This window comes from Mycobacterium tuberculosis H37Rv, assembly GCF_000195955.2.
In the GTDB taxonomy this organism is placed as follows: Bacteria; Actinomycetota; Actinomycetes; order Mycobacteriales; family Mycobacteriaceae; genus Mycobacterium; species Mycobacterium tuberculosis.
Window position 1 is genome coordinate 3,482,729 of sequence record NC_000962.3, and the last position, 21,465, is coordinate 3,504,193.

Below are 21,465 nucleotides of genomic sequence, written 5' to 3' on the forward strand. Positions count from 1 at the left end.
TTCACTCGTACACCACGTCCCTGGCCTTGGCCAGGAGGAGAGCAATCATGACTGAAGCCTTGATCCCGGCACCGTCGCAGATATCGCTGACCCGCGATGAGGTGCGCAGGTACAGCAGGCACCTCATCATCCCGGATATCGGCGTCAACGGCCAACAGCGGCTGAAGGATGCGCGCGTATTGTGTATCGGCGCCGGAGGATTGGGTTCGCCTGCTCTCCTGTATCTTGCGGCCGCCGGAGTCGGTACCATCGGCATCATCGATGGAGACCACGTGGATGAGTCGAATCTGCAACGCCAAATCATTCATGGCACATCCGACGTGGGTAGGCCGAAAGTAGAATCAGCAGCCGAGGCGGTGGCGGAAATCAACCCGCACGTCCGGGTGACGCAATATCGCGAAATGCTCACCCACGACAACGCACTGGAAATTTTTGGCGATCACGACCTCATTGTTGACGGCACAGACAACTTCACGACGCGCTACCTGATCAATGATGCCGCGGTCTTGGCCGGCAAACCATATGTTTGGGGGTCGATCTACCGATTCAACGGCCAGACCAGTGTGTTTTGGCCCGGCCGGGGGCCGTGTTATCGATGCCTTCATCCAGCTCCGCCCCCGCCCGGATTGGTGCCGTCGTGCGCTGAAGGCGGTGTACTCGGTGCCATCTGCGCCACGATTGCGTCGATCCAGGTAACTGAAGTGCTGAAGCTCCTTACCGGAGTCGGAACTCCCCTCGTCGGTCGCCTGCTCATGTATGAAGCTCTCGACGCGACATACCATCAAATCCGGATCGCGAAGAATCCTGACTGCGCCATTTGCGGCGATGCGCCCACGATCACCGAATTGGTAGATGACAGCGTCAGCTGCGCATCGACACAATCGGTGGATCCCGAACTAGTGATCAGTTGTGATGAGTTGCGAACCAAACAGCAGTCGGACCAGAACTTCCTCTTGGTCGACGTGCGAGAGCCCGCCGAGTTCGACATCGCGCACATTCCGGGCAGCATCTTGATACCCAAAGGCGAAATCGGCTCGGCGGCGGGCCTAGCCCAGCTACCGCTGGACAAGGAAATTGTCCTGTACTGCAAGAGTGGAATCCGATCGGCCCAGGCGCTAACCACGTTGAAAGCAGCCGGACTGCACAACGTGAAGCATCTCGACGGCGGTATCGCGGAGTGGACACGAACCATCGACTCCTCCTTGTTGGTGTACTAGCACCGAACTATGCGAAAGGATTCCCGCCATGGCACGCTGCGATGTCCTGGTCTCCGCCGACTGGGCTGAGAGCAATCTGCACGCGCCGAAGGTCGTTTTCGTCGAAGTGGACGAGGACACCAGTGCATATGACCGTGACCATATTGCCGGCGCGATCAAGTTGGACTGGCGCACCGACCTGCAGGATCCGGTCAAACGTGACTTCGTCGACGCCCAGCAATTCTCCAAGCTGCTGTCCGAGCGTGGCATCGCCAACGAGGACACGGTGATCCTGTACGGCGGCAACAACAATTGGTTCGCCGCCTACGCGTACTGGTATTTCAAGCTCTACGGCCATGAGAAGGTCAAGTTGCTCGACGGCGGCCGCAAGAAGTGGGAGCTCGACGGACGCCCGCTGTCCAGCGACCCGGTCAGCCGGCCGGTGACCTCCTACACCGCCTCCCCGCCGGATAACACGATTCGGGCATTCCGCGACGAGGTCCTGGCGGCCATCAACGTCAAGAACCTCATCGACGTGCGCTCTCCCGACGAGTTCTCCGGCAAGATCCTGGCCCCCGCGCACCTGCCGCAGGAACAAAGCCAGCGGCCCGGACACATTCCTGGTGCCATCAACGTGCCGTGGAGCAGGGCCGCCAACGAGGACGGCACCTTCAAGTCCGATGAGGAGTTGGCCAAGCTTTACGCCGACGCCGGCCTAGACAACAGCAAGGAAACGATTGCCTACTGCCGAATCGGGGAACGGTCCTCGCACACCTGGTTCGTGTTGCGGGAATTACTCGGACACCAAAACGTCAAGAACTACGACGGCAGTTGGACAGAATACGGCTCCCTGGTGGGCGCCCCGATCGAGTTGGGAAGCTGATATGTGCTCTGGACCCAAGCAAGGACTGACATTGCCGGCCAGCGTCGACCTGGAAAAAGAAACGGTGATCACCGGCCGCGTAGTGGACGGTGACGGCCAGGCCGTGGGCGGCGCGTTCGTGCGGCTGCTGGACTCCTCCGACGAGTTCACCGCGGAGGTCGTCGCGTCGGCCACCGGCGATTTCCGGTTCTTCGCCGCGCCCGGATCCTGGACGCTGCGCGCGCTGTCGGCGGCCGGCAACGGCGACGCGGTGGTGCAGCCCTCGGGCGCGGGCATCCACGAGGTAGACGTCAAGATCACCTGATAGCTAGGAAGGATGTCTGAATGGCCAATGTGGTAGCTGAAGGTGCCTACCCTTACTGTCGGCTCACTGATCAGCCGCTGAGTGTGGACGAAGTGCTAGCCGCCGTCTCGGGCCCCGAACAAGGCGGCATTGTCATATTTGTGGGAAACGTGCGTGACCACAATGCCGGGCATGATGTCACGCGGTTGTTCTACGAGGCGTATCCGCCGATGGTGATTCGGACATTGATGTCGATCATCGGACGGTGTGAAGACAAGGCCGAGGGTGTCCGCGTTGCTGTCGCGCACCGGACCGGTGAATTGCAAATCGGTGATGCCGCGGTCGTTATTGGCGCGTCAGCTCCCCACCGTGCGGAGGCATTTGACGCCGCGCGTATGTGTATCGAGTTGCTTAAGCAGGAAGTGCCGATTTGGAAGAAGGAATTCAGCTCGACCGGTGCTGAATGGGTCGGCGATAGACCATGAGTCCGTCTCCATCGGCCCTGCTCGCCGACCACCCGGACCGCATTCGTTGGAACGCGAAATACGAGTGCGCTGACCCCACGGAGGCGGTATTTGCGCCCATATCCTGGCTCGGCGACGTGCTGCAGTTCGGGGTGCCAGAAGGGCCGGTTCTGGAACTGGCGTGCGGTCGGTCCGGCACCGCGCTGGGGCTAGCCGCGGCGGGCCGCTGCGTGACTGCGATCGACGTTTCCGATACCGCGTTGGTTCAGCTCGAGCTCGAAGCGACCCGACGGGAATTGGCCGATCGCCTCACACTGGTGCACGCCGATCTCTGCTCCTGGCAGTCGGGGGATGGACGCTTTGCTCTGGTACTTTGCCGACTATTCTGGCATCCGCCCACTTTTCGCCAGGCTTGCGAGGCTGTGGCGCCGGGCGGTGTAGTGGCGTGGGAGGCATGGCGGCGGCCCATCGATGTCGCTCGGGATACCCGTCGAGCCGAATGGTGCTTGAAGCCAGGCCAGCCCGAGTCTGAACTTCCCGCCGGCTTCACGGTGATTCGGGTGGTCGACACCGATGGTTCAGAGCCGTCGCGGCGCATCATCGCCCAACGGTCACTGTGAACGGTCCCTGGTTGTATGCGCACGTCCTTTGTTGAGAACCCGTTTCGCACCGCTCCGATACCGCCAGTCTGATGCACCGACCGCGCCGCCTCCCACCCGCGGAAGCTAACGAGGTGTGCATGAAACCGGGGCGGTTCAGCAGCCCGGTTAATTGACAATCTGTGAAGAGGTTCCCACGACAATGGGCACGTTGGGCTCGCGATGTCGCGCGATTCGAGCGAGGTTGGGTGACGTTCCCGTTTGAGGATCTCGCCCCAGGGCGATGGGTTGGCGGGATGTCGATGTACCCGGAAGAGCAAAACGTGGCATGCGATAACGATCCGAGAGGAGTGCGATGACAAGCACCTCGATTCCGACGTTCCCGTTCGACCGGCCGGTCCCGACGGAGCCGTCCCCAATGCTGTCGGAACTGAGAAACAGCTGTCCGGTAGCCCCGATAGAGTTGCCCTCGGGGCACACAGCATGGCTCGTCACTCGCTTTGACGATGTAAAGGGAGTGCTGTCCGACAAGCGTTTCAGCTGCAGGGCGGCAGCGCACCCGTCGTCGCCCCCGTTCGTGCCGTTCGTGCAGCTTTGCCCCAGCTTGTTGAGCATCGATGGGCCCCAACACACCGCGGCCCGCCGTCTGCTCGCGCAGGGCCTAAATCCCGGCTTCATCGCACGCATGCGGCCCGTTGTCCAACAGATCGTCGACAATGCGCTCGACGATCTGGCAGCCGCGGAACCACCGGTGGACTTCCAGGAAATAGTAAGTGTCCCTATCGGAGAACAGCTCATGGCCAAGCTACTCGGGGTCGAGCCCAAAACCGTGCACGAGCTCGCGGCGCACGTGGATGCGGCGATGTCCGTGTGTGAGATCGGCGACGAGGAGGTGAGCCGGCGGTGGTCAGCACTGTGCACGATGGTCATCGACATACTGCACCGCAAGCTCGCCGAACCGGGTGATGACCTACTTAGCACGATCGCCCAGGCGAACCGGCAACAGTCCACCATGACCGACGAGCAGGTTGTCGGCATGCTCCTCACCGTCGTGATCGGAGGAGTCGACACACCGATCGCCGTGATCACAAACGGGCTGGCGAGCCTGCTGCACCACCGCGATCAATATGAACGGCTCGTTGAAGACCCAGGCCGTGTCGCTCGTGCGGTTGAAGAAATAGTCCGGTTTAATCCGGCAACTGAAATTGAGCACTTGCGAGTTGTCACCGAGGATGTCGTCATTGCCGGAACCGCGCTATCGGCGGGGAGCCCAGCATTTACCTCTATCACTTCGGCTAACCGCGACTCCGACCAATTCCTGGACCCCGATGAGTTTGATGTCGAACGTAATCCGAACGAACACATAGCATTTGGATATGGTCCACATGCTTGCCCGGCCTCAGCGTATTCACGCATGTGCTTGACGACGTTCTTCACCTCGCTTACCCAGCGATTTCCGCAACTTCAACTCGCAAGACCGTTTGAGGATTTGGAACGACGGGGTAAGGGCCTACATTCGGTGGGGATCAAGGAACTCCTTGTTACCTGGCCGACGTGACCCCGCGTGCCAGCAAGGGACTGTTGACTTCTCCGACGGATGAAAGCCGCCCTGGAATATCCAACCGCTCCTGCTCCTCGGTCAACTCAAGCCGAAACCGCCAACGGTGGCCACAAAATACGAGTTCGTCCACAACGTCGGCAGCCGGGACCGCAACCACGCAAACTCCTCACGCACTACCCGCAACCGACGGCCCCTAATTGGGGTTGGGCCCATGATCGGTTGGCGGCTCATCAGGCGGTGCAGGATCTTGGTGTGCCCGCCTCGGCGCGGCGGAGCCGGGGTCGAGCATCTCTTTGCGAGTGATGAAGGCACAGCCCCGGCGCGGGGTGGGTGTGCAACACGAATGTAGGTAGCGGGAGTTGAGGCTGGGCGCGGTGTATTCTGGTTGTTGGATAAACAACCAGAATGGGGAGACGCGGGTGGGCGAGGACTCGCTGGAGGATCTGGAGCAGCGGCGAGCGCGACTGTATGACCAGTTGGCCGCGACCGGCGATTTCCGGCGCGGCTCGATCAGTGAGAACTATCGCCGCTGCGGCAAGCCCAATTGTGTGTGCGCGCAAGAGGGTCACCCCGGGCATGGGCCGCGATATTTGTGGACGCGCACGGTGGCCGGGCGGGGTACCAAGGGGCGGCAGCTCTCGGTCGAGGAGGTGGACAAGGTGCGCGCCGAGTTGGCCAACTATCACCGTTTCGCGCAGGTCAGTGAGCAGATCGTGGCGGTCAACGAGGCGATCTGCGAGGCCCGCCCACCGAACCCGGCGGCCACGGCGCCCCCGGCCGGCACAACGGGGCACAAAAAAGGGGGCTCTGCGACCAGATCGCGGCGGAGTTCACCGCCGAGGTAGAGCGGCTGGTTGCGCTCGCGGTCGGTGCGCTGGGATCCTCGGTGCCGACCTGGTCGCAGTGGAGTTGGCGATCCGCACTGCGATGACCCGGCTGGGCTCCTCGCTGCTGGAGCAGCTGCTGGGCGCCGACACCGGGCACCGGGGCCAGCGCATCGATTGCGGGCAAGGGCATTGCGCGTGGTTCGTCGGTTACCGCGACAAGAACCTCGATACCGTGCTGGACCGGGTCCGGTTGCTCCGCGCCTGCTACCACTGCCGCACCTGCGGGCGTGGGATGGCGCCCCCTGGATCTGGAACCTGGCCACCGCGATCCTGCCCGAAGCCACCCCGATCGTGGACCTCTACCACGCTCGCCAGCACGTCCACGACCTCGCCGGCCAGCTCGCACCCGCCCTCGGCGAACACCACAGTGACTGGCTGACCGCCCGGCTGGTCGACCTCGACTCCGGCGACATCGAAACGCTGGTTCAACAACCGATCGGGCAGCACACCGGTCACACGTAACGAAGTGTGCATGAAACCCGGAGTGGTTCAGGGGTCCGCCGCGCTCGTCCGCGCTGTGAGGGTCTCGGCACTACCACGAGATGAGATCGAGGCACCAGGTGCATTGTGCACCACATTCTGGCGATGTTGGTGAGGTTTGTTCCTGCGCCCGTCCGTGGCGCGTTCGGGATCGTTGGGGTTGGCCGGTTGCCCACCTCGGCGGAAGCGGACGGTGAGCGCGGCCGAGTCGTCGACATTTGGCGGTAGGAGGTTTCGATGCTGTTTGTCAGCGTGGCCCCGGAGTCGGTAGGGGTGGCGGCGGCGACTCTTGTTGGGCCCCCGTTGATCGGCAACGGCGCCGATCGGCCCCCGGCACCGGACAAGCCGGCGGGATCTTGTGGGGCAACGGCCGTTTTCGCCCAATCACAGGAGTGGAGTTTTGAACGCAACGACGGCAGGTGCTGTGCAATTCAACGTCTTAGGACCACTGGAACTAAACCTCCGGGGCACCAAACTGCCATTGGGAACGCCGAAACAACGTGCCGTGCTCGCCATGCTGTTGCTATCCCGGAACCAAGTCGTAGCGGCCGACGCACTGGTCCAGGCAATCTGGGAGAAGTCGCCACCTGCACGAGCCCGACGCACCGTCCACACGTACATTTGCAACCTTCGCCGGACCCTGAGCGATGCAGGCGTTGATTCGCGCAACATCTTGGTTAGTGAGCCGCCGGGCTATCGCCTTCTCATTGGAGATCGACAGCAATGCGATCTCGACCGTTTCGTGGCAGCGAAAGAATCGGGACTGCGCGCTTCTGCCAAAGGATATTTTAGCGAGGCGATCCGTTATCTAGATTCGGCCTTGCAGAATTGGCGCGGTCCAGTACTGGGGGACCTACGCAGCTTTATGTTTGTCCAAATGTTCAGCAGGGCGTTGACCGAAGATGAGCTCCTCGTCCATACGAAGCTGGCCGAAGCTGCAATCGCCTGCGGACGCGCCGACGTCGTTATCCCTAAATTGGAAAGACTCGTTGCGATGCATCCTTATCGCGAGTCGTTATGGAAGCAGTTAATGCTCGGCTACTACGTGAACGAATACCAGTCCGCGGCAATCGACGCATATCATAGACTCAAGTCCACGCTCGCAGAGGAACTCGGTGTTGAGCCGGCACCCACGATACGTGCGCTCTACCACAAAATTCTTCGCCAATTGCCCATGGACGATCTCGTCGGCCGAGTCACGCGTGGCAGGGTTGACTTGCGTGGCGGCAACGGCGCTAAGGTAGAGGAACTGACCGAGAGCGATAAGGATCTCCTTCCCATCGGTTTGGCATAACTACGCCCCTCAATGCAAGCGAGCTGATTCGATGTTGTCGAGCCGGAGCCCGCTCCGACCTCCGTCACACAGACCGGACTACGAATACTGACCCGCGCTGCTAGCCAACCCCGGTTCGTGGAATCACAGTGAGACGTGCCTGCGTGACATGCCAACCCGCACCATCACGATCCATCAGCCCACCGGGCATACCAGCGCCGGCACCGCTAATACTCATTGGCATCAGCATCATCGGCATACCACCACCGGCGGCCCCGGCCGCCTGCGTCAGCGCGACTGGGTTAGGCGGCACACCCAACCCGGACATCGCTGAAGAAGCCATCGAAATGGGTATCGACCCCTGCCACGTCGGCGGCACCGACATCGACCCCACCAACTGAGCCTGCCCTAAGCCAGCGGACATCCCCGCACCCAATTCCCGACCGCCTAGCGGCTTGAACGCCGGAATAGCCGCACCACTCGGGTTCGGCGTATTCGCGGCAGCCAACCCGCCAGCCGGCGGACCTAACCTGGTCGCGCTTTCACGCGCCATACTCGCCAACGTCGTTATCGGCGACGTCAGGATGCGGACCGGGAGAAACAACATCGACGCATGTTGCAACGGCAGCTGCGACACCAGCGACTGCATCCCGCTCATCACGGTCGGCACCGACGCCATCGCACCCTCGACCACCGGCGTCACGGCAGCCGACGCCGTCGTCGCCATCCCGGCAACCTGGGTACCCACCTGCGCGGCCAACCCGGCTAAGCTCACCGGCGGCAGACTAAATGGCGCCAACGTCGCCGCCACGGACTTTGCCCCAGCGTGATAGCCCACCATCGCAGCCACATCCTGAGCCCACATCTCCAGGTAATCGAACTCCGTGGCTGCGATCGCCGGGGTGTTCTGACCCAAAACGTTCGCCGCTATCAACGACGCCAGCGACACCCGATTCGCCGTCACCGCCGTCGGATGCACCGTGGCCGCCAACGCGGCCTCAAACGCCGTCGCTGCCGCGCGAGCCTGAATGGCCGCCAGCTGCGCCTGCGACGCCACCGTGCTCAACCACCCGACATACGGAGACGCGGCAGCAGCCATCGACATCGACGCCGGACCGGTCCACGGCCCAGTCGTCAACGCGGCGAGCACCGACTCAAACGACGATGCCGATGCCCACAAATCCGCGGCTAGCCCCTCCCACGCCGAGGCCGCCGCAAACAACGGCCCCGAGCCGGCTCCGGCAAACATGCGCGCCGAGTTGATCTCCGGCGGCAGCCACGAAAAGCCCAAAACCATCGCAACCCCAGCCCAATCAGCCGCCCAGAAGGGTCTCGTACAAGGGTTAACTAAACAATCGTTACCGAATGAATCGACACATCGTGACGCACCGATGGCTCAGCACGCCGGACTTCTAGAACAACGAGCACAACGGATATGATGCGGCAGGCATCTTCATGGATTGTCAATGACAGCCCAAACCGCCTTCGGCCACTGGCATTGGTGCACTGCACCGTGCGCCATTCGTGGCGACAACTGCGAGCGGGAGCGGGACCAAGGATGATGGTCCCGGTCGCGACGGGCGCGATCCCGCTCCGGAGTGGTCAACGCATCAAACGACAAAGCGCTCAGCTCATCGACCGCAGCATCGAGCCGGTCCAGCGCCGCGACCAAACTAGAATTCTCGCGCAGACACCGCTGAAACGACAGTGACGCAAGGGATTTCATTGAGAGGACCAATGACCCTATTTGATCAAACCGGATGACCATACCGTCAACGTTGTGGACATACAGGTGCTCAAGAACGCAGTCTTGCTGGCATGCCGGGCGCCGTCGGTGCACAACAGCCAGCCCTGGCGTTGGGTGGCCGAAAGCGGCTCCGAGCACACTACTGTGCACCTGTTCGTCAACCGCCACCGAACGGTGCCGGCCACCGACCATTCCGGCCGGCAAGCGATCATCAGTTGCGGTGCCGTACTCGATCACCTTCGCATCGCCATGACGGCCGCGCACTGGCAGGCGAATATCACTCGCTTTCCCCAGCCGAACCAACCTGACCAGTTGGCCACCGTCGAATTCAGTCCCATCGATCACGTCACGGCGGGACAGCGAAACCGCGCCCAGGCGATTCTGCAGCGCCGAACCGATCGGCTTCCGTTTGACAGCCCGATGTACTGGCACCTGTTTGAGCCCGCGCTGCGCGACGCCGTCGACAAAGACGTTGCGATGCTTGATGTGGTATCCGACGACCAGCGAACACGACTGGTGGTAGCGTCACAACTCAGCGAAGTCCTGCGGCGGGACGATCCGTACTATCACGCCGAACTCGAATGGTGGACTTCACCGTTCGTGCTGGCCCATGGTGTGCCGCCGGATACGCTGGCATCAGACGCCGAACGCTTGCGGGTTGACCTGGGCCGTGACTTCCCGGTCCGGAGCTACCAGAATCGCCGTGCCGAGCTAGCTGATGACCGATCGAAAGTCCTTGTGCTGTCGACCCCTAGCGACACGCGAGCCGACGCACTGAGGTGTGGCGAAGTGCTGTCGACCATCCTACTCGAGTGCACCATGGCCGGCATGGCTACCTGCACGTTGACCCATCTGATCGAATCCAGTGACAGTCGTGACATCGTGCGGGGCCTGACGAGGCAGCGAGGCGAGCCGCAAGCCTTGATCCGGGTAGGGATAGCCCCGCCGTTGGCAGCAGTTCCCGCCCCCACACCACGGCGGCCGCTGGACAGCGTCTTGCAGATTCGCCAGACGCCCGAGAAAGGGCGTAATGCCTCAGATAGAAATGCCCGTGAAACGGGTTGGTTCAGCCCGCCTTGATCAGGATGCCTTTGTGGATGTCGGGTAGGGCGGTGGGGATGTTAGCGAGGTAGAGCTGCTCGGTTTTCTCCTTGGCCAAGATGAGGAGTCGGTTCTGCAGGTCGGCGATTTTGCGGCCGATCTGGGCGGGGTTGAGGCTGTCTCGGTAGGTGATCAGGTCGGCCTGCTGGGCCGCGGAGAGCACCCTTGCGGCCAGTGGCCGGTCCAGCGGCGTCTGTGGGGCATCGTAGAGGCGTCGGCGGCGGCCGTCGGCGCTGCTGGCATACCCGATCGGTTTGATGGTCGGGGTGAGGTAGTTGAGGCGGTCGTTGACCAGCTTCCACATCCGGTTGAGCACGGCGCGTTCCTCGGCGGTGTCATAGCGGTAGTAGAACGCGTACTTGCGGACCAGGTGGTTGTTCTTGGACTCGATGGTGGCCTAGTGGTTTTTCTTGTACGGGCGAAAGCGGGTGAAGTAGATACCGTTGTCGCCGGCCCAGCTGATGACCGGCTTGTTGAGAAACACGGTGCCGTTGTCGAAATCTAAACCCGTTATCCCATGCGGGATCTCGGTGACAGAAGCTTTGAGCCCGGCGAGGATGTGGGTACGGGCGTTGTTGCGGACGGTGCGGGTGAACACCCATCCGATGTGCACGTCGGTCAAGTTCAGGGTGTGGGCGAACTCGCCTTTGAGCGTCGGACCGCAATGGGCGACGGTGTCGCCCTCGAAGAACCCCGGCTCCGCCTCGACCTCATCGCCGGCCCTGCGAACCTTGATCGAATTACGCAGCAGTGGTGAGGGTTTCGTCGTCGACACACCCGATATCTGGTCTTTGGCCTTCGCGGTCTTCAGATAACGATCGATGCTGGCCGCACTCATCGCCAACAGCTCCTCACGCACCTCGGGGCCATAGCGGTCACGCCCAAACTCCAACACACCGTGACGTTCCAACCCATCAAGCTGCAGCACCATCGAGGCGGCAAGATACTTCCCGCACTGCCCACCCGAGGCGGACCACACCCTCTGCAACACCTTCAGCGCGTCATAGGAGTACTTCAGCGAACGCGGTTTGCGCCGCCGCTTGGCAACACTGCGGCCCAGCCCCGGCGATAGCTTGGCCGCTGCGACAAGCCGGCGCCGCGCGTTATCACGTGACTAGCCCGTCAGGTCAACCACCTGGTCGAAAATCCGGCCCCGGCTCTTCTTCAAAGCCTGCACATACGCCTTGGCGTACCTGCTGGTGACCTCCGCGCGAGATCTCATCGACAACCCACTTCCCATGCCTCACGACGGTCACCATGTCGCGGGCATATTTACGTGAGGCACCGAGGGTGTTTCGCGGGCATTCTTGGTGAGTCAAGTCGAACGGTTGAGCCATGATCGACGATTCCGTTACCGTGCTGTCAGAAGACGAAAGTTGGCACCGGCTGGGCAGCGTTGCACTCGGTCGGCTAGTTACCACCTTTGCTGATGAGCCTGGGATCTTCCAGTCAATTTCGTGGTGCAAGGCCGCACCGTGCTGTTTCGTACCGCGGAGGGCGCCAAATTATTTTCAGCCGTCGCGAAGTGCGCGGTGGCTTTCGAGGCGGACGACCACAACGTTGCCGAGGGCTGGAGCGTGATCGTCAAGGTTCGCGCCCAGGTGCTGACGACCGACGCGGGGGTCCGCGAAGCCGAACGCGCCCAGTTACTACCGTGGACCGCGACGCTGAAACGTCACTGTGTGCGGGTGATCCCGTGGGAGATCACCGGCCGCCACTTCAGGTTCGGTCCGGAACCGGACCGCAGCCAGACCTTTGCCTGCGAGGCCTCGTCACACAACCAGCGATAGCGCTCCGCGCCTGCGAGTCACCTTGCGCCGCTTACTGATCGCCACCAGCCGTGCGACGGCGTCTTCAATTCCTCGCGCCAGCTGGCCGGCATCTGCTACCACGTCGTAGTCGGCCAGGATCCCGAAGTACAGGTCGTCGGCGTAGCTGAGCATCGCGACACTGGTGCGCAGTTGCATCGCGATCGGCGAAACCGGGTATAGGTCAAGCACCCGTCTGCCCATAATCTGCAGCGGCCGTCGTGGACCCGGCACATTTGTCGCCACGGTGACAACACCACGCTGCGGCAGCCGCATCAACAGCCCGACCGCCCATGCGGTCATGGGGAACGGAAGGCGGTTGGCAATCGCCATCAAAGTATTTCCGAATTGTCTCTGTCCCCCCGCCTTGGCCCGAGTCAGCCGCGAGTGCACGATCCGCAGCCGCTGCAGCGGGTTCTCTTGATCCACCGGCAGGTTGGGCAGCATTAACGAAACACGGTTATCGGTCTTGCTCAAAGCGCTGTTGGAACGCGTCGAGACCGGCACTAGCGTACGCAGCGAATCAAACCTAGGCCGCTCACCCCGCTGGATGAGGACGTTGCGGTAGCTTTCCGTAATCGCGGCAAGCGCAACATCATTGATGGTGACGTCGAATTTCCGGCACACCTGTTCGACGTCGGCGAGAGGGACCTTTGCTGCGCTGTAGCGACGCAAATCACTGATCGGCCCGTTCAACGACGACGCGGCGGGACTTAGCACGCCGGCCGCGATCTCACTGGCACCCTTGGCCGCGCGAACGATGCCTGCCATCACGGCGGTCGACGCGGTCAACGCCTCGCTTGGATTGACACGGAATCCACCCCGCCGCACAGATGCGGATTGCGACTGCATGGTCGTGTGGATGTTGCTCGCGAAGCTGTCGCTCATACTTTCATCGGAGAGCCCAGCTAGCAGGTGAGTCGCCGCGATTCCGTCGGCCATGCAGTGGTGCAGTTTGGTCAGGATCGCCCACTTGCTGTCCGCCAGGCCTTCGATGACCCAGACCTCCCACAGCGGTCGACCCCGGTCCAAACGACGCGCCATCAGATCGGCGATCAGCTCGAATAACTGGTCTTCGTTGCCAGGCCGCGGCAAGGCGATGCGCCACACATGACGGCCAAGATCGAAGTCGGGATCGTCCACCCATTTGGGTGCACCGAGGTCGAACGGGCGCAGGCGTAACCGCTGCCCGAACCGGGTACAGGGACGTAGGCGTTGAGCGAGCGACGATAAGAAGGCTTCCTGATCGGGAGCCGGCCCCTCGATGACCGCCAGAGCGCCGATTGCCAGACTCACGTGCCGATCCACGTCTTCTGCCTTGAGAAACCCGGCGTCAAGTGTCGTTAGGTGATTCATGGTCAGCGCCTTCCCCGGTGATCCGGATTATCTGCAACCGTCAGTACCACTCTCCGCTGCGAGGAGCCGTTGAGGCAGGGCCAAAGGTCCTCCGCTGGCGAGCCTTCGTGCTCTGCCACCGCGGCTGTCGACGCGCGATCCTTAATAGATGACCGCAGCCGTTGATGGGAAAGGCCCGGCAGCCATGAACACCCATTTCCCGGACGCCGAAACCGTGCGAACGGTTCTCACCCTGGCCGTCCGGGCCCCCTCCATCCACAACACGCAGCCGTGGCGGTGGCGGGTATGCCCGACGAGTCTGGAGCTGTTCTCTAGACCCGATATGCAGCTGCGTAGCACCGATCCGGACGGGCGTGAGTTGATCCTCAGCTGTGGTGTGGCATTGCACCACTGCGTCGTCGCTTTGGCGTCGCTGGGCTGGCAGGCCAAGGTAAACCGTTTCCCCGATCCCAAGGACCGCTGCCATCTGGCCACCATCGGGGTACAACCGCTTGTTCCCGATCAGGCCGATGTCGCCTTGGCGGCGGCCATACCGCGGCGACGCACCGATCGGCGCGCCTACAGTTGCTGGCCGGTGCCAGGAGGTGACATCGCGTTGATGGCCGCAAGAGCAGCCCGTGGCGGGGTCATGCTGCGGCAGGTCAGTGCCCTAGACCGAATGAAAGCCATTGTGGCGCAGGCTGTCTTGGACCACGTGACCGACGAGGAATATCTGCGCGAGCTCACCATTTGGAGTGGGCGCTACGGTTCAGTGGCCGGGGTTCCCGCCCGCAACGAGCCGCCATCAGACCCCAGTGCCCCGATCCCCGGTCGCCTGTTCGCCGGGCCCGGTCTGTCTCAGCCGTCCGACGTCTTACCCGCTGACGACGGCGCCGCGATCCTGGCACTAGGCACCGAGACAGACGACCGGTTGGCCCGGCTGCGCGCCGGCGAGGCCGCCAGCATCGTCTTGTTGACCGCGACGGCAATGGGGCTGGCGTGCTGCCCGATCACCGAACCGCTGGAGATCGCCAAGACCCGCGACGCGGTCCGTGCCGAGGTGTTCGGCGCCGGCGGCTACCCCCAGATGCTGCTGCGAGTGGGTTGGGCACCGATCAATGCCGACCCGTTGCCACCGACGCCACGGCGCGAACTGTCCCAGGTCGTTGAGTGGCCGGAAGAGCTACTGCGACAACGGTGCTGACCATCGCAGCACTGTTCCGCTCGCGCCCGGTACGCTCGCGAGGGTGAATTCGCCGCCGGCCTGCTCTGCCCGCTGCCGCAGGTTCGTTAAGCCGCTTCCGGTGAACTCGTCGGGCAGCCCGCGGCCGTTGTCGGTCACCTCGATGCACAAGTCGTCGTCGACTTTGACCCGGACGGTCAACGTGCTGGCCTTCGCATGGCGAACCGCGTTGCTGACCGCTTCCCGAACCACCGCCTCGGCCTGATCGGCGAGCGCGCTGTCGACCACCGACAATGGACCCACGAATTGAACGCTGGTGCGCAACCCCGAGTCGGCAAATTGGGCTACGGCCGCATCGATTCGCTGCCGGAGCCGAGTGATACCCTGCGATGCTCCGTGCAGGTCATAAATGGTGGTCCGGATTTCCTGTATAACGTCTTGCAGATCGTCTACCACGTCCGAGAGTCGTTGCTGCACTTCAGGATTACGTTCGTGCGGGACAGCACCCTGCAAAGCCAGGCCAATCGCGAAGAGCCGCTGGATGACATGGTCATGGAGGTCACGGGCGATACGATCCCGGTCGGTCAGTACGTCGAGTTCGCGCATCCGACGTTGCGAAGTGGCCAATTGCCAAGCCAGCGCGGCCTGGTCGGCGAACGCGGCCATCATCTCGAGTTGTTCGTCGGTGAAAGCCCCTGGACCGCCTTGACTCAGCACAACAACGACACCCGCTACGGTACCTCTGGCCCGCAGCGGCAACAGCAGCGCCGGACCTGCGTCGGCCAGTTCGTCCAGGCCTTCCAAATCGACCCGGTCGACCCGTCGCGGAATGCCGTTGACGAAGACCTCCCGCAGCACCGCGCCCGCCACCGGAATCGTTCGCCCAACAATGGAAGCCACAGCGCTGCCGACTGTTTCAATCACCAGCAGCTCCCCCACGTCAGCGGCAGGCATGTCCTCGTCGACGGGAACGGCTACCAGGGCAGCGTCAGCCGCCGTCAGCTTGAGCGCCTCCGCGGCGACAAGCCGGAACACCGTCGCGGGTTCGGTGCCGGACAACAACTCGGTGGCGATGTCACGGGTGGCCTCGATCCACGACTGACGCGCCTTAGCCTGCTGGTAGAGCCGGGCATTCGCGACTGCGATACCCGCGGCGGCCGCCAGCGCCTGGACCAGAACCTCGTCGTCGTCGCTGAACGGTTGCCCGTTGGTCTTGTCAGTCAGGTACAGAGTGCCGAACGATTCATCGCGCACCCGAACCGGTACCCCGAGGAAGGTACGCATCGGCGGATGATACGGCGGAAAACCAATCGAGGCCGGGTGCGCAGAAACATCGTCCAGCCGTAACGGTTTGGGATCTTCGATGAGCAGCCCGATGACGCCTAGGCCTTTCGGTAGGTGGCCGATCCGCCGAACGGTCTCCTCGTCGATGCCTTCATAGACAAAGTGCAATACCCGATGCTGCCGGTCGTGCACCTCCATAGCGCCATAGCGCGCATCGACAAGGCTGGTCGCTGAATGCACGATAGCGCGTAGGGTTGCCTCCAGGTCCAGGCCCGCTGTGACCACGAGCATGGCCTCCACCAGACCATCGAGGCGGTCCCGGCCCTCGACGATCTGCTCGACCCGGTCCTGCACCTCGACCAGCAGCTCGTGCAGGCGTAGTTGGGAGAGCGTGTGACGCAGTGGACGCATTGCGGCGCCGTCGTTTTCGTCGACGAGGCCCCCTGTTGTCATGGTCCATCACCGGGTGGCCGCGAGCGCTTCAACTCCGTCGCGAATACCGCGGCTTGCGTCCGACGTTCCATGCCCAGCTTGGCCAGCAACCGCGACACGTAGTTCTTCACCGTCTTTTCGGCTAGGAACATTCGGTCGGCGATCTGCTTGTTGGTCAGGCCCTCGCTAAGCAGGCCCAGTAGCGTCCGCTCCTGGTCGGTAAGGCCTGATAGCGGGTCCTGCTTCTCGGCGGCACCGCGCAGCTTGGCCATCAGCGCGGCCGCGGCCCGATTGTCCAGCAGCGACCGTCCAGCGCCCACATCTTTGACGGCGCGCGCCAACTCCATTCCCTTGATGTCTTTGACGACATATCCGCTGGCACCGGCGAGAATCGCATCTAGCATGGCCTCGTCAGAGGTGTAGGACGTGAGGATCAGACAGCGCAGATCGGGCATGCGGGACAACAGATCGCGGCACAGTTCAATGCCGTTGCCATCGGGCAACCGGACATCCAGCACCGCGACATCTGGGCGCGCGGCAGGAACCCTGGCCATCGCCTCGGCGACCGAACCCGCCTCACCTACGACGTCAAGCTCGGGATCGGCCCCAAGCAAGTCAACCAGACCACGACGCACCACCTCGTGGTCATCGACCAAGAAGACCTTTACCACCAGGGCACCACTCCCAAGATCCGCTCCCTACAAGTTGGCACTGCGTACCGTAAGTACGGCGCATCCGGGCTGGTATGCACCGCACAATTCGTGCGCGGAGTGTGAGTCCGCGACGAACAGCTGACCCGGCTTTGCGTTGGCGGCCAGATGACGGCACGCACTGCCGCCGGCGATGGCCCGATCCACCCGCACCTCGGGGTAGAGCCGGGTCCAGTGGGCGAGCCGACGGCTCAGGTGTACATGCGCCAACCGGCTGCCCTGTTCGACGTCATCGGGTGTTTCAGCAGCGTGGACAGCCACGGCCCGCAGCGGAACTCCGCGCAGCCTGGCCTCCTCGAATGCGTGCCGCAGCACCACACCATTGTCCACCTCCGCGACAACCGCGCTGACCTGGGAGGTTGTCGCTGGCTCGGCCGGCGACGGGTGAATCACCGCCACGGGGCATAAGGCCGACCCAGCCAGGGTCGCCGCGACCGAACCCCGGCGACCGCGGACATGATCAAGCCCCACCGAACCGACGCACAGCATCGCCGCGGACCTGGACTCCTGCATCAGCTTGGTGAGCGGCCTGCCGCACAGAACCTCCGTTTCGATCTTGACCGGTTGCCCGGTGGCCTCGACCTTCCGAGAGGCGTCGTGCAGCGCCGCTCGGGCCGCTGATTGCCCACCGCCCTCGCCGGCGGCGGACAGTTGGGACGGATCGATGACGTACACCAGTCGCAGCGGAATGTCTCGGTTCACCGCCTCATCGACCGCCCACAACGCCGCATGCGTTGCCGCCCTTGACCCGTCGATACCAACGACCACTGCCCGAGCTGGCCGAGGATCGCTCATCGCCGTCTCCTTCGCTGGGGCGGATACATCCCGTCGGTTCAGCGGTACGTTACTGGCGGGGACCGCTATCTCCCAGGGGCGTTGGTCCCCACCTGAGGGCCGTTAGTCCTTATCGACCGATGACAGACGCAACCCGTCAGGGCGAGAATGAATCTCACCTATCGCACGGGTGGCTCGTCCAGGTCCACAACCATCGCCCAGCTTTTCACAGCAAAGTCCCAGAAATGGCTTACAGTTGCCGACAGCTGCCGAACCAGCGGCCGTCCATCGGCTGCATATCGCTTGACCCACAGAATATTTGGGCATAGCCGCGCTGTGAGAGCGCATCTCGATGCGGCCGGCACGGCGTCGATCAATCTCCGATCCGCCGTCAGTCGACTGCCATACAACCTGCCCGCCCAGTTGTACACTGGCCGCGGCACGAGTTGCCGCACTGGTCAACAAGTATCAGCCGGCCTGCGCCCGAGCGGAGCCCACTCGGAGCCGCTCGTGACCATGGGGGGAGCCACTGCCGTCTCCCGCATGCCCACACCGAGGTCCGAATTGGGCTGGGTGCGCAATCGACGTTAGGGGCCTGCGGAGTAATGGACTACGCGTTCTTACCACCGGAGATCAACTCCGCGCGTATGTACAGCGGTCCCGGACCGAATTCAATGTTGGTTGCCGCGGCCAGCTGGGATGCGCTGGCCGCGGAGTTAGCATCCGCAGCAGAGAACTACGGCTCGGTGATTGCGCGTCTGACCGGTATGCACTGGTGGGGCCCGGCGTCCACGTCGATGCTGGCCATGTCGGCTCCATACGTGGAATGGCTGGAGCGGACCGCCGCGCAGACCAAGCAGACCGCTACCCAAGCCAGAGCGGCGGCGGCGGCATTCGAGCAGGCTCATGCGATGACGGTGCCCCCAGCGTTGGTCACAGGCATCCGGGGTGCCATCGTCGTCGAAACGGCCAGTGCCAGCAACACCGCTGGCACTCCACCTTGACCCATTCAGTTCTCGACCAGCACGACACCGTATCCGCACAAATGTAAGGAGCTGAGACACAATGGATTTCGCACTGTTACCACCGGAAGTCAACTCCGCCCGGATGTACACCGGCCCTGGGGCAGGATCGCTGTTGGCTGCCGCGGGCGGCTGGGATTCGCTGGCCGCCGAGTTGGCCACCACAGCCGAGGCATATGGATCGGTGCTGTCCGGACTGGCCGCCTTGCATTGGCGTGGACCGGCAGCGGAATCGATGGCGGTGACGGCCGCTCCCTATATCGGTTGGCTGTACACGACCGCCGAAAAGACACAGCAAACAGCGATCCAAGCCAGGGCGGCAGCGCTGGCCTTCGAGCAAGCATACGCAATGACCCTGCCGCCACCGGTGGTAGCGGCCAACCGGATACAGCTGCTAGCACTGATCGCGACGAACTTCTTCGGCCAGAACACTGCGGCGATCGCGGCCACCGAGGCACAGTACGCCGAGATGTGGGCCCAGGACGCCGCCGCGATGTACGGTTACGCCACCGCCTCAGCGGCTGCGGCCCTGCTGACACCGTTCTCCCCGCCGCGGCAGACCACCAACCCGGCCGGCCTGACCGCTCAGGCCGCCGCGGTCAGCCAGGCCACCGACCCACTGTCGCTGCTGATTGAGACGGTGACCCAAGCGCTGCAAGCGCTGACGATTCCGAGCTTCATCCCTGAGGACTTCACCTTCCTTGACGCCATATTCGCTGGATATGCCACGGTAGGTGTGACGCAGGATGTCGAGTCCTTTGTTGCCGGGACCATCGGGGCCGAGAGCAACCTAGGCCTTTTGAACGTCGGCGACGAGAATCCCGCGGAGGTGACACCGGGCGACTTTGGGATCGGCGAGTTGGTTTCCGCGACCAGTCCCGGCGGTGGGGTGTCTGCGTCGGGTGCCGGCGGTGCGGCGAGCGTCGGCAACACGGTGCTCGCGAGTGTCGGCCGGGCAAACTCGATTGGGCAACTATCGGTCCCACCGAGCTGGGCCGCGCCCTCGACGCGCCCTGTCTCGGCATTGTCGCCCGCCGGCCTGACCACACTCCCGGGGACCGACGTGGCCGAGCACGGGATGCCAGGTGTACCGGGGGTGCCAGTGGCAGCAGGGCGAGCCTCCGGCGTCCTACCTCGATACGGGGTTCGGCTCACGGTGATGGCCCACCCACCCGCGGCAGGGTAACCCGGCGCCTAACCGACAGGCGGCCCGTTGGGCGTAAACGTCCAATTGTCAGGATTCTTCGGCGAGTACACCACCGGAAGTATTTGACCGACGGTCGGCCACTGGTCGACGTCGACGGCCATGCGCTGATACACGGCGTACTCATTGACCGTGGGCCCAGTGATGATCCCGGCGATGGTGACATACTGCTGGCCGCCTGCGTCCGGTCGCGGGCTGACTCCGGTCACCAGGAGCGTGCCGCTGGCCAGATCTCCCCGCGGGCCGCGCGGGATAAGCCGCGGAGCAAGAAATACCGCTAGGACCGCGATCAGTATGAGTAGCACGCCAAACTCCCATCCCACCCGGCCATGGTAGGACTGCTGGCATGAGCCGTTATTACGCCGAGCGTGAACTCAGTGCAAGAACGCACGCGAAAAATCGCACTGGGTACACGCTCGGCGAAAGGATGGTGCACCAGTGAGCCACGACGATCTAATGCTTGCGCTGGCTCTGGCCGACCGTGCGGACGAATTGACGCGGGTCCGGTTCGGGGCGCTCGATCTGCGCATCGACACCAAACCGGATTTGACGCCGGTGACCGACGCCGATCGGGCGGTCGAATCCGACGTGCGCCAGACGCTGGGCCGCGACCGGCCCGGCGACGGCGTCTTGGGCGAGGAGTTCGGCGGATCAACGACCTTCACCGGACGGCAGTGGATCGTAGACCCGATCGACGGCACCAAAAACTTTGTGCGCGGGGTGCCGGTGTGGGCCAGTTTGATCGCGCTGCTTGAAGATGGCGTCCCGTCGGTCGGTGTGGTGAGTGCGCCGGCGCTGCAACGGCGGTGGTGGGCGGCACGCGGCCGGGGCGCGTTCGCATCCGTCGATGGTGCGCGTCCACACCGGCTGTCGGTTTCCTCTGTGGCAGAGCTGCATTCGGCGAGCTTGTCGTTTTCCAGTCTGTCCGGGTGGGCGCGGCCGGGTCTACGTGAACGCTTCATCGGGTTGACCGATACCGTGTGGCGCGTGCGTGCTTACGGCGACTTTCTGTCTTACTGCCTGGTGGCCGAGGGCGCCGTCGATATTGCCGCCGAACCGCAAGTGTCGGTATGGGATCTGGCGGCACTGGACATCGTGGTGCGTGAGGCGGGCGGGCGGCTCACCAGCCTGGACGGCGTCGCCGGCCCACACGGGGGCAGCGCCGTTGCAACCAACGGTCTGTTGCACGACGAGGTGCTGACACGGCTCAACGCCGGGTAACCTGGCGCTCGAGAGCGC

21 protein-coding genes, 2 pseudogenes and 1 other annotated feature are annotated in these 21,465 nt (G+C 63.3%); of the genes and pseudogenes, 15 read left to right on the forward strand and 8 right to left on the reverse strand.

Annotated features, from left to right (window positions below; translation table 11 throughout):
• Nucleotides 1–47: 47 nt before the first annotated feature.
• From moeB2 to moaR1, 9 genes are all read left to right on the forward strand, one after another.
• On the forward strand, nt 48–1,217 hold the full coding sequence (gene moeB2, locus Rv3116; protein YP_177929.1) for a molybdenum cofactor biosynthesis protein MoeB: 1,170 nt from the start codon (nt 48–50) through the stop codon (nt 1,215–1,217).
• A gap of 28 nt (nt 1,218–1,245) precedes the next feature.
• Nucleotides 1,246–2,079: a thiosulfate sulfurtransferase gene (cysA3, locus tag Rv3117; protein ID NP_217633.1), complete on the forward strand. Its 834-nt coding sequence runs from the start codon at nt 1,246–1,248 to the stop codon at nt 2,077–2,079.
• 1 nt (nt 2,080) lies between these two features.
• Nucleotides 2,081–2,383 carry a hypothetical protein gene (locus tag Rv3118; RefSeq protein YP_177930.1) on the forward strand — a complete coding sequence of 101 codons (303 nt, stop codon included), beginning with the start codon at nt 2,081–2,083 and terminating at the stop codon, nt 2,381–2,383.
• Nucleotides 2,384–2,403: 20 nt separating this feature from the next.
• On the forward strand, nt 2,404–2,847 hold the full coding sequence (moaE1, locus tag Rv3119) for a molybdopterin synthase catalytic subunit 1 (RefSeq protein YP_177931.1): 444 nt from the start codon (nt 2,404–2,406) through the stop codon (nt 2,845–2,847).
• Nucleotides 2,844–3,446: a hypothetical protein gene (locus Rv3120; RefSeq protein ID NP_217636.1), complete on the forward strand. Its 603-nt coding sequence runs from the start codon at nt 2,844–2,846 to the stop codon at nt 3,444–3,446. The genes moaE1 and Rv3120 overlap by 4 nt, the downstream gene beginning before the upstream one ends.
• Before the next feature lie 334 nt (nt 3,447–3,780).
• Nucleotides 3,781–4,983 (forward strand): cytochrome P450 Cyp141, encoded by a 1,203-nt coding sequence (gene cyp141 / locus Rv3121; protein NP_217637.1) that lies wholly within the window; start codon nt 3,781–3,783, stop codon nt 4,981–4,983.
• A gap of 377 nt (nt 4,984–5,360) precedes the next feature.
• On the forward strand, nt 5,361–5,831 hold the full coding sequence (locus Rv3122; RefSeq protein NP_217638.1) for a hypothetical protein: 471 nt from the start codon (nt 5,361–5,363) through the stop codon (nt 5,829–5,831).
• 9 nt (nt 5,832–5,840) lie between these two features.
• Complete coding sequence (locus Rv3123) at nt 5,841–6,335, forward strand: hypothetical protein (RefSeq protein ID NP_217639.1); 495 nt, start codon at nt 5,841–5,843, stop codon at nt 6,333–6,335.
• 442 nt (nt 6,336–6,777) lie between these two features.
• Nucleotides 6,778–7,647, forward strand: a complete 870-nt coding sequence (moaR1, locus tag Rv3124; protein ID NP_217640.1) for a transcriptional regulator MoaR — start codon at nt 6,778–6,780, stop codon at nt 7,645–7,647.
• Between the two features lie 100 nt (nt 7,648–7,747).
• On the opposite strand, the gene PPE49 is transcribed toward moaR1, so the two are convergent.
• Nucleotides 7,748–8,923, reverse strand: a complete 1,176-nt coding sequence (gene PPE49 / locus Rv3125c) for a PPE family protein PPE49 (protein ID YP_177932.1) — start codon at nt 8,921–8,923, stop codon at nt 7,748–7,750.
• A gap of 156 nt (nt 8,924–9,079) precedes the next feature.
• Nucleotides 9,080–9,394 carry a hypothetical protein gene (locus tag Rv3126c; protein ID NP_217642.1) on the reverse strand — a complete coding sequence of 105 codons (315 nt, stop codon included), beginning with the start codon at nt 9,392–9,394 and terminating at the stop codon, nt 9,080–9,082.
• A 24-nt stretch (nt 9,395–9,418) separates the two neighbouring features.
• Between Rv3126c and Rv3127 the strand changes: the two genes are divergently transcribed.
• Nucleotides 9,419–10,453: a hypothetical protein gene (locus Rv3127; protein NP_217643.1), complete on the forward strand. Its 1,035-nt coding sequence runs from the start codon at nt 9,419–9,421 to the stop codon at nt 10,451–10,453.
• Nucleotides 10,440–11,453 (reverse strand) — a sequence feature (This ORF corresponds to a fusion of MTCY164.38 and MTCY164.39c. Has in-frame amber stop codon). It overlaps the preceding gene by 14 nt.
• Here the strand turns inward: Rv3127 and Rv3128c are convergent.
• A pseudogene (locus tag Rv3128c) lies at nt 10,440–11,453 on the reverse strand. (Overlaps the previous feature by 1,014 nt.) The gene Rv3127 and the pseudogene Rv3128c overlap by 14 nt on opposite strands.
• Nucleotides 11,454–11,809: 356 nt before the next feature.
• On the opposite strand from Rv3128c, the pseudogene Rv3129 reads away from it, so the two are divergent.
• Nucleotides 11,810–12,264: pseudogene (locus Rv3129) on the forward strand.
• On the opposite strand, the gene tgs1 reads toward Rv3129, so the two are convergent.
• Complete coding sequence (gene tgs1 / locus Rv3130c) at nt 12,247–13,638, reverse strand: diacyglycerol O-acyltransferase (protein NP_217646.1); 1,392 nt, start codon at nt 13,636–13,638, stop codon at nt 12,247–12,249. The pseudogene Rv3129 and the gene tgs1 overlap by 18 nt on opposite strands.
• Before the next feature lie 184 nt (nt 13,639–13,822).
• On the opposite strand from tgs1, the gene Rv3131 reads away from it, so the two are divergent.
• Complete coding sequence (locus Rv3131) at nt 13,823–14,821, forward strand: NAD(P)H nitroreductase (protein NP_217647.3); 999 nt, start codon at nt 13,823–13,825, stop codon at nt 14,819–14,821.
• Here Rv3131 and devS read toward each other — a convergent pair.
• Genes devS through Rv3134c form a run of 3 tightly spaced genes read right to left on the reverse strand, consistent with a single transcriptional unit; the run spans nt 14,801 to nt 18,021 of the window.
• Nucleotides 14,801–16,537, reverse strand: a complete 1,737-nt coding sequence (devS, locus tag Rv3132c) for a two component sensor histidine kinase DevS (RefSeq protein NP_217648.1) — start codon at nt 16,535–16,537, stop codon at nt 14,801–14,803. The genes Rv3131 and devS overlap by 21 nt on opposite strands.
• A complete protein-coding gene (gene devR / locus Rv3133c) occupies nt 16,534–17,187 on the reverse strand; it encodes a two component transcriptional regulator DevR (protein ID NP_217649.1) in 654 nt (217 codons plus the stop codon). The genes devS and devR overlap by 4 nt, the downstream gene beginning before the upstream one ends.
• A gap of 27 nt (nt 17,188–17,214) precedes the next feature.
• Nucleotides 17,215–18,021 (reverse strand): universal stress protein, encoded by an 807-nt coding sequence (locus tag Rv3134c; RefSeq protein NP_217650.1) that lies wholly within the window; start codon nt 18,019–18,021, stop codon nt 17,215–17,217.
• Between the two features lie 584 nt (nt 18,022–18,605).
• Here Rv3134c and PPE50 point away from each other — a divergent pair.
• Both PPE50 and PPE51 read left to right on the forward strand, forming a co-directional pair.
• Nucleotides 18,606–19,004 carry a PPE family protein PPE50 gene (gene PPE50, locus Rv3135; protein YP_177934.1) on the forward strand — a complete coding sequence of 133 codons (399 nt, stop codon included), beginning with the start codon at nt 18,606–18,608 and terminating at the stop codon, nt 19,002–19,004.
• A gap of 61 nt (nt 19,005–19,065) precedes the next feature.
• Entirely contained in the window at nt 19,066–20,208 is a 1,143-nt protein-coding gene (PPE51, locus tag Rv3136) for a PPE family protein PPE51 (protein ID YP_177935.1), read from the forward strand.
• An 8-nt stretch (nt 20,209–20,216) separates the two neighbouring features.
• On the opposite strand, the gene Rv3136A is transcribed toward PPE51, so the two are convergent.
• Nucleotides 20,217–20,549, reverse strand: coding sequence for a hypothetical protein (locus Rv3136A; protein ID YP_007411850.1), 333 nt, complete (start codon nt 20,547–20,549; stop codon nt 20,217–20,219).
• A gap of 115 nt (nt 20,550–20,664) precedes the next feature.
• On the opposite strand from Rv3136A, the gene Rv3137 reads away from it, so the two are divergent.
• Nucleotides 20,665–21,447, forward strand: coding sequence for a histidinol-phosphatase (locus tag Rv3137; RefSeq protein ID NP_217653.1), 783 nt, complete (start codon nt 20,665–20,667; stop codon nt 21,445–21,447).
• The last annotated feature ends 18 nt before the right edge of the window (nt 21,448–21,465 follow it).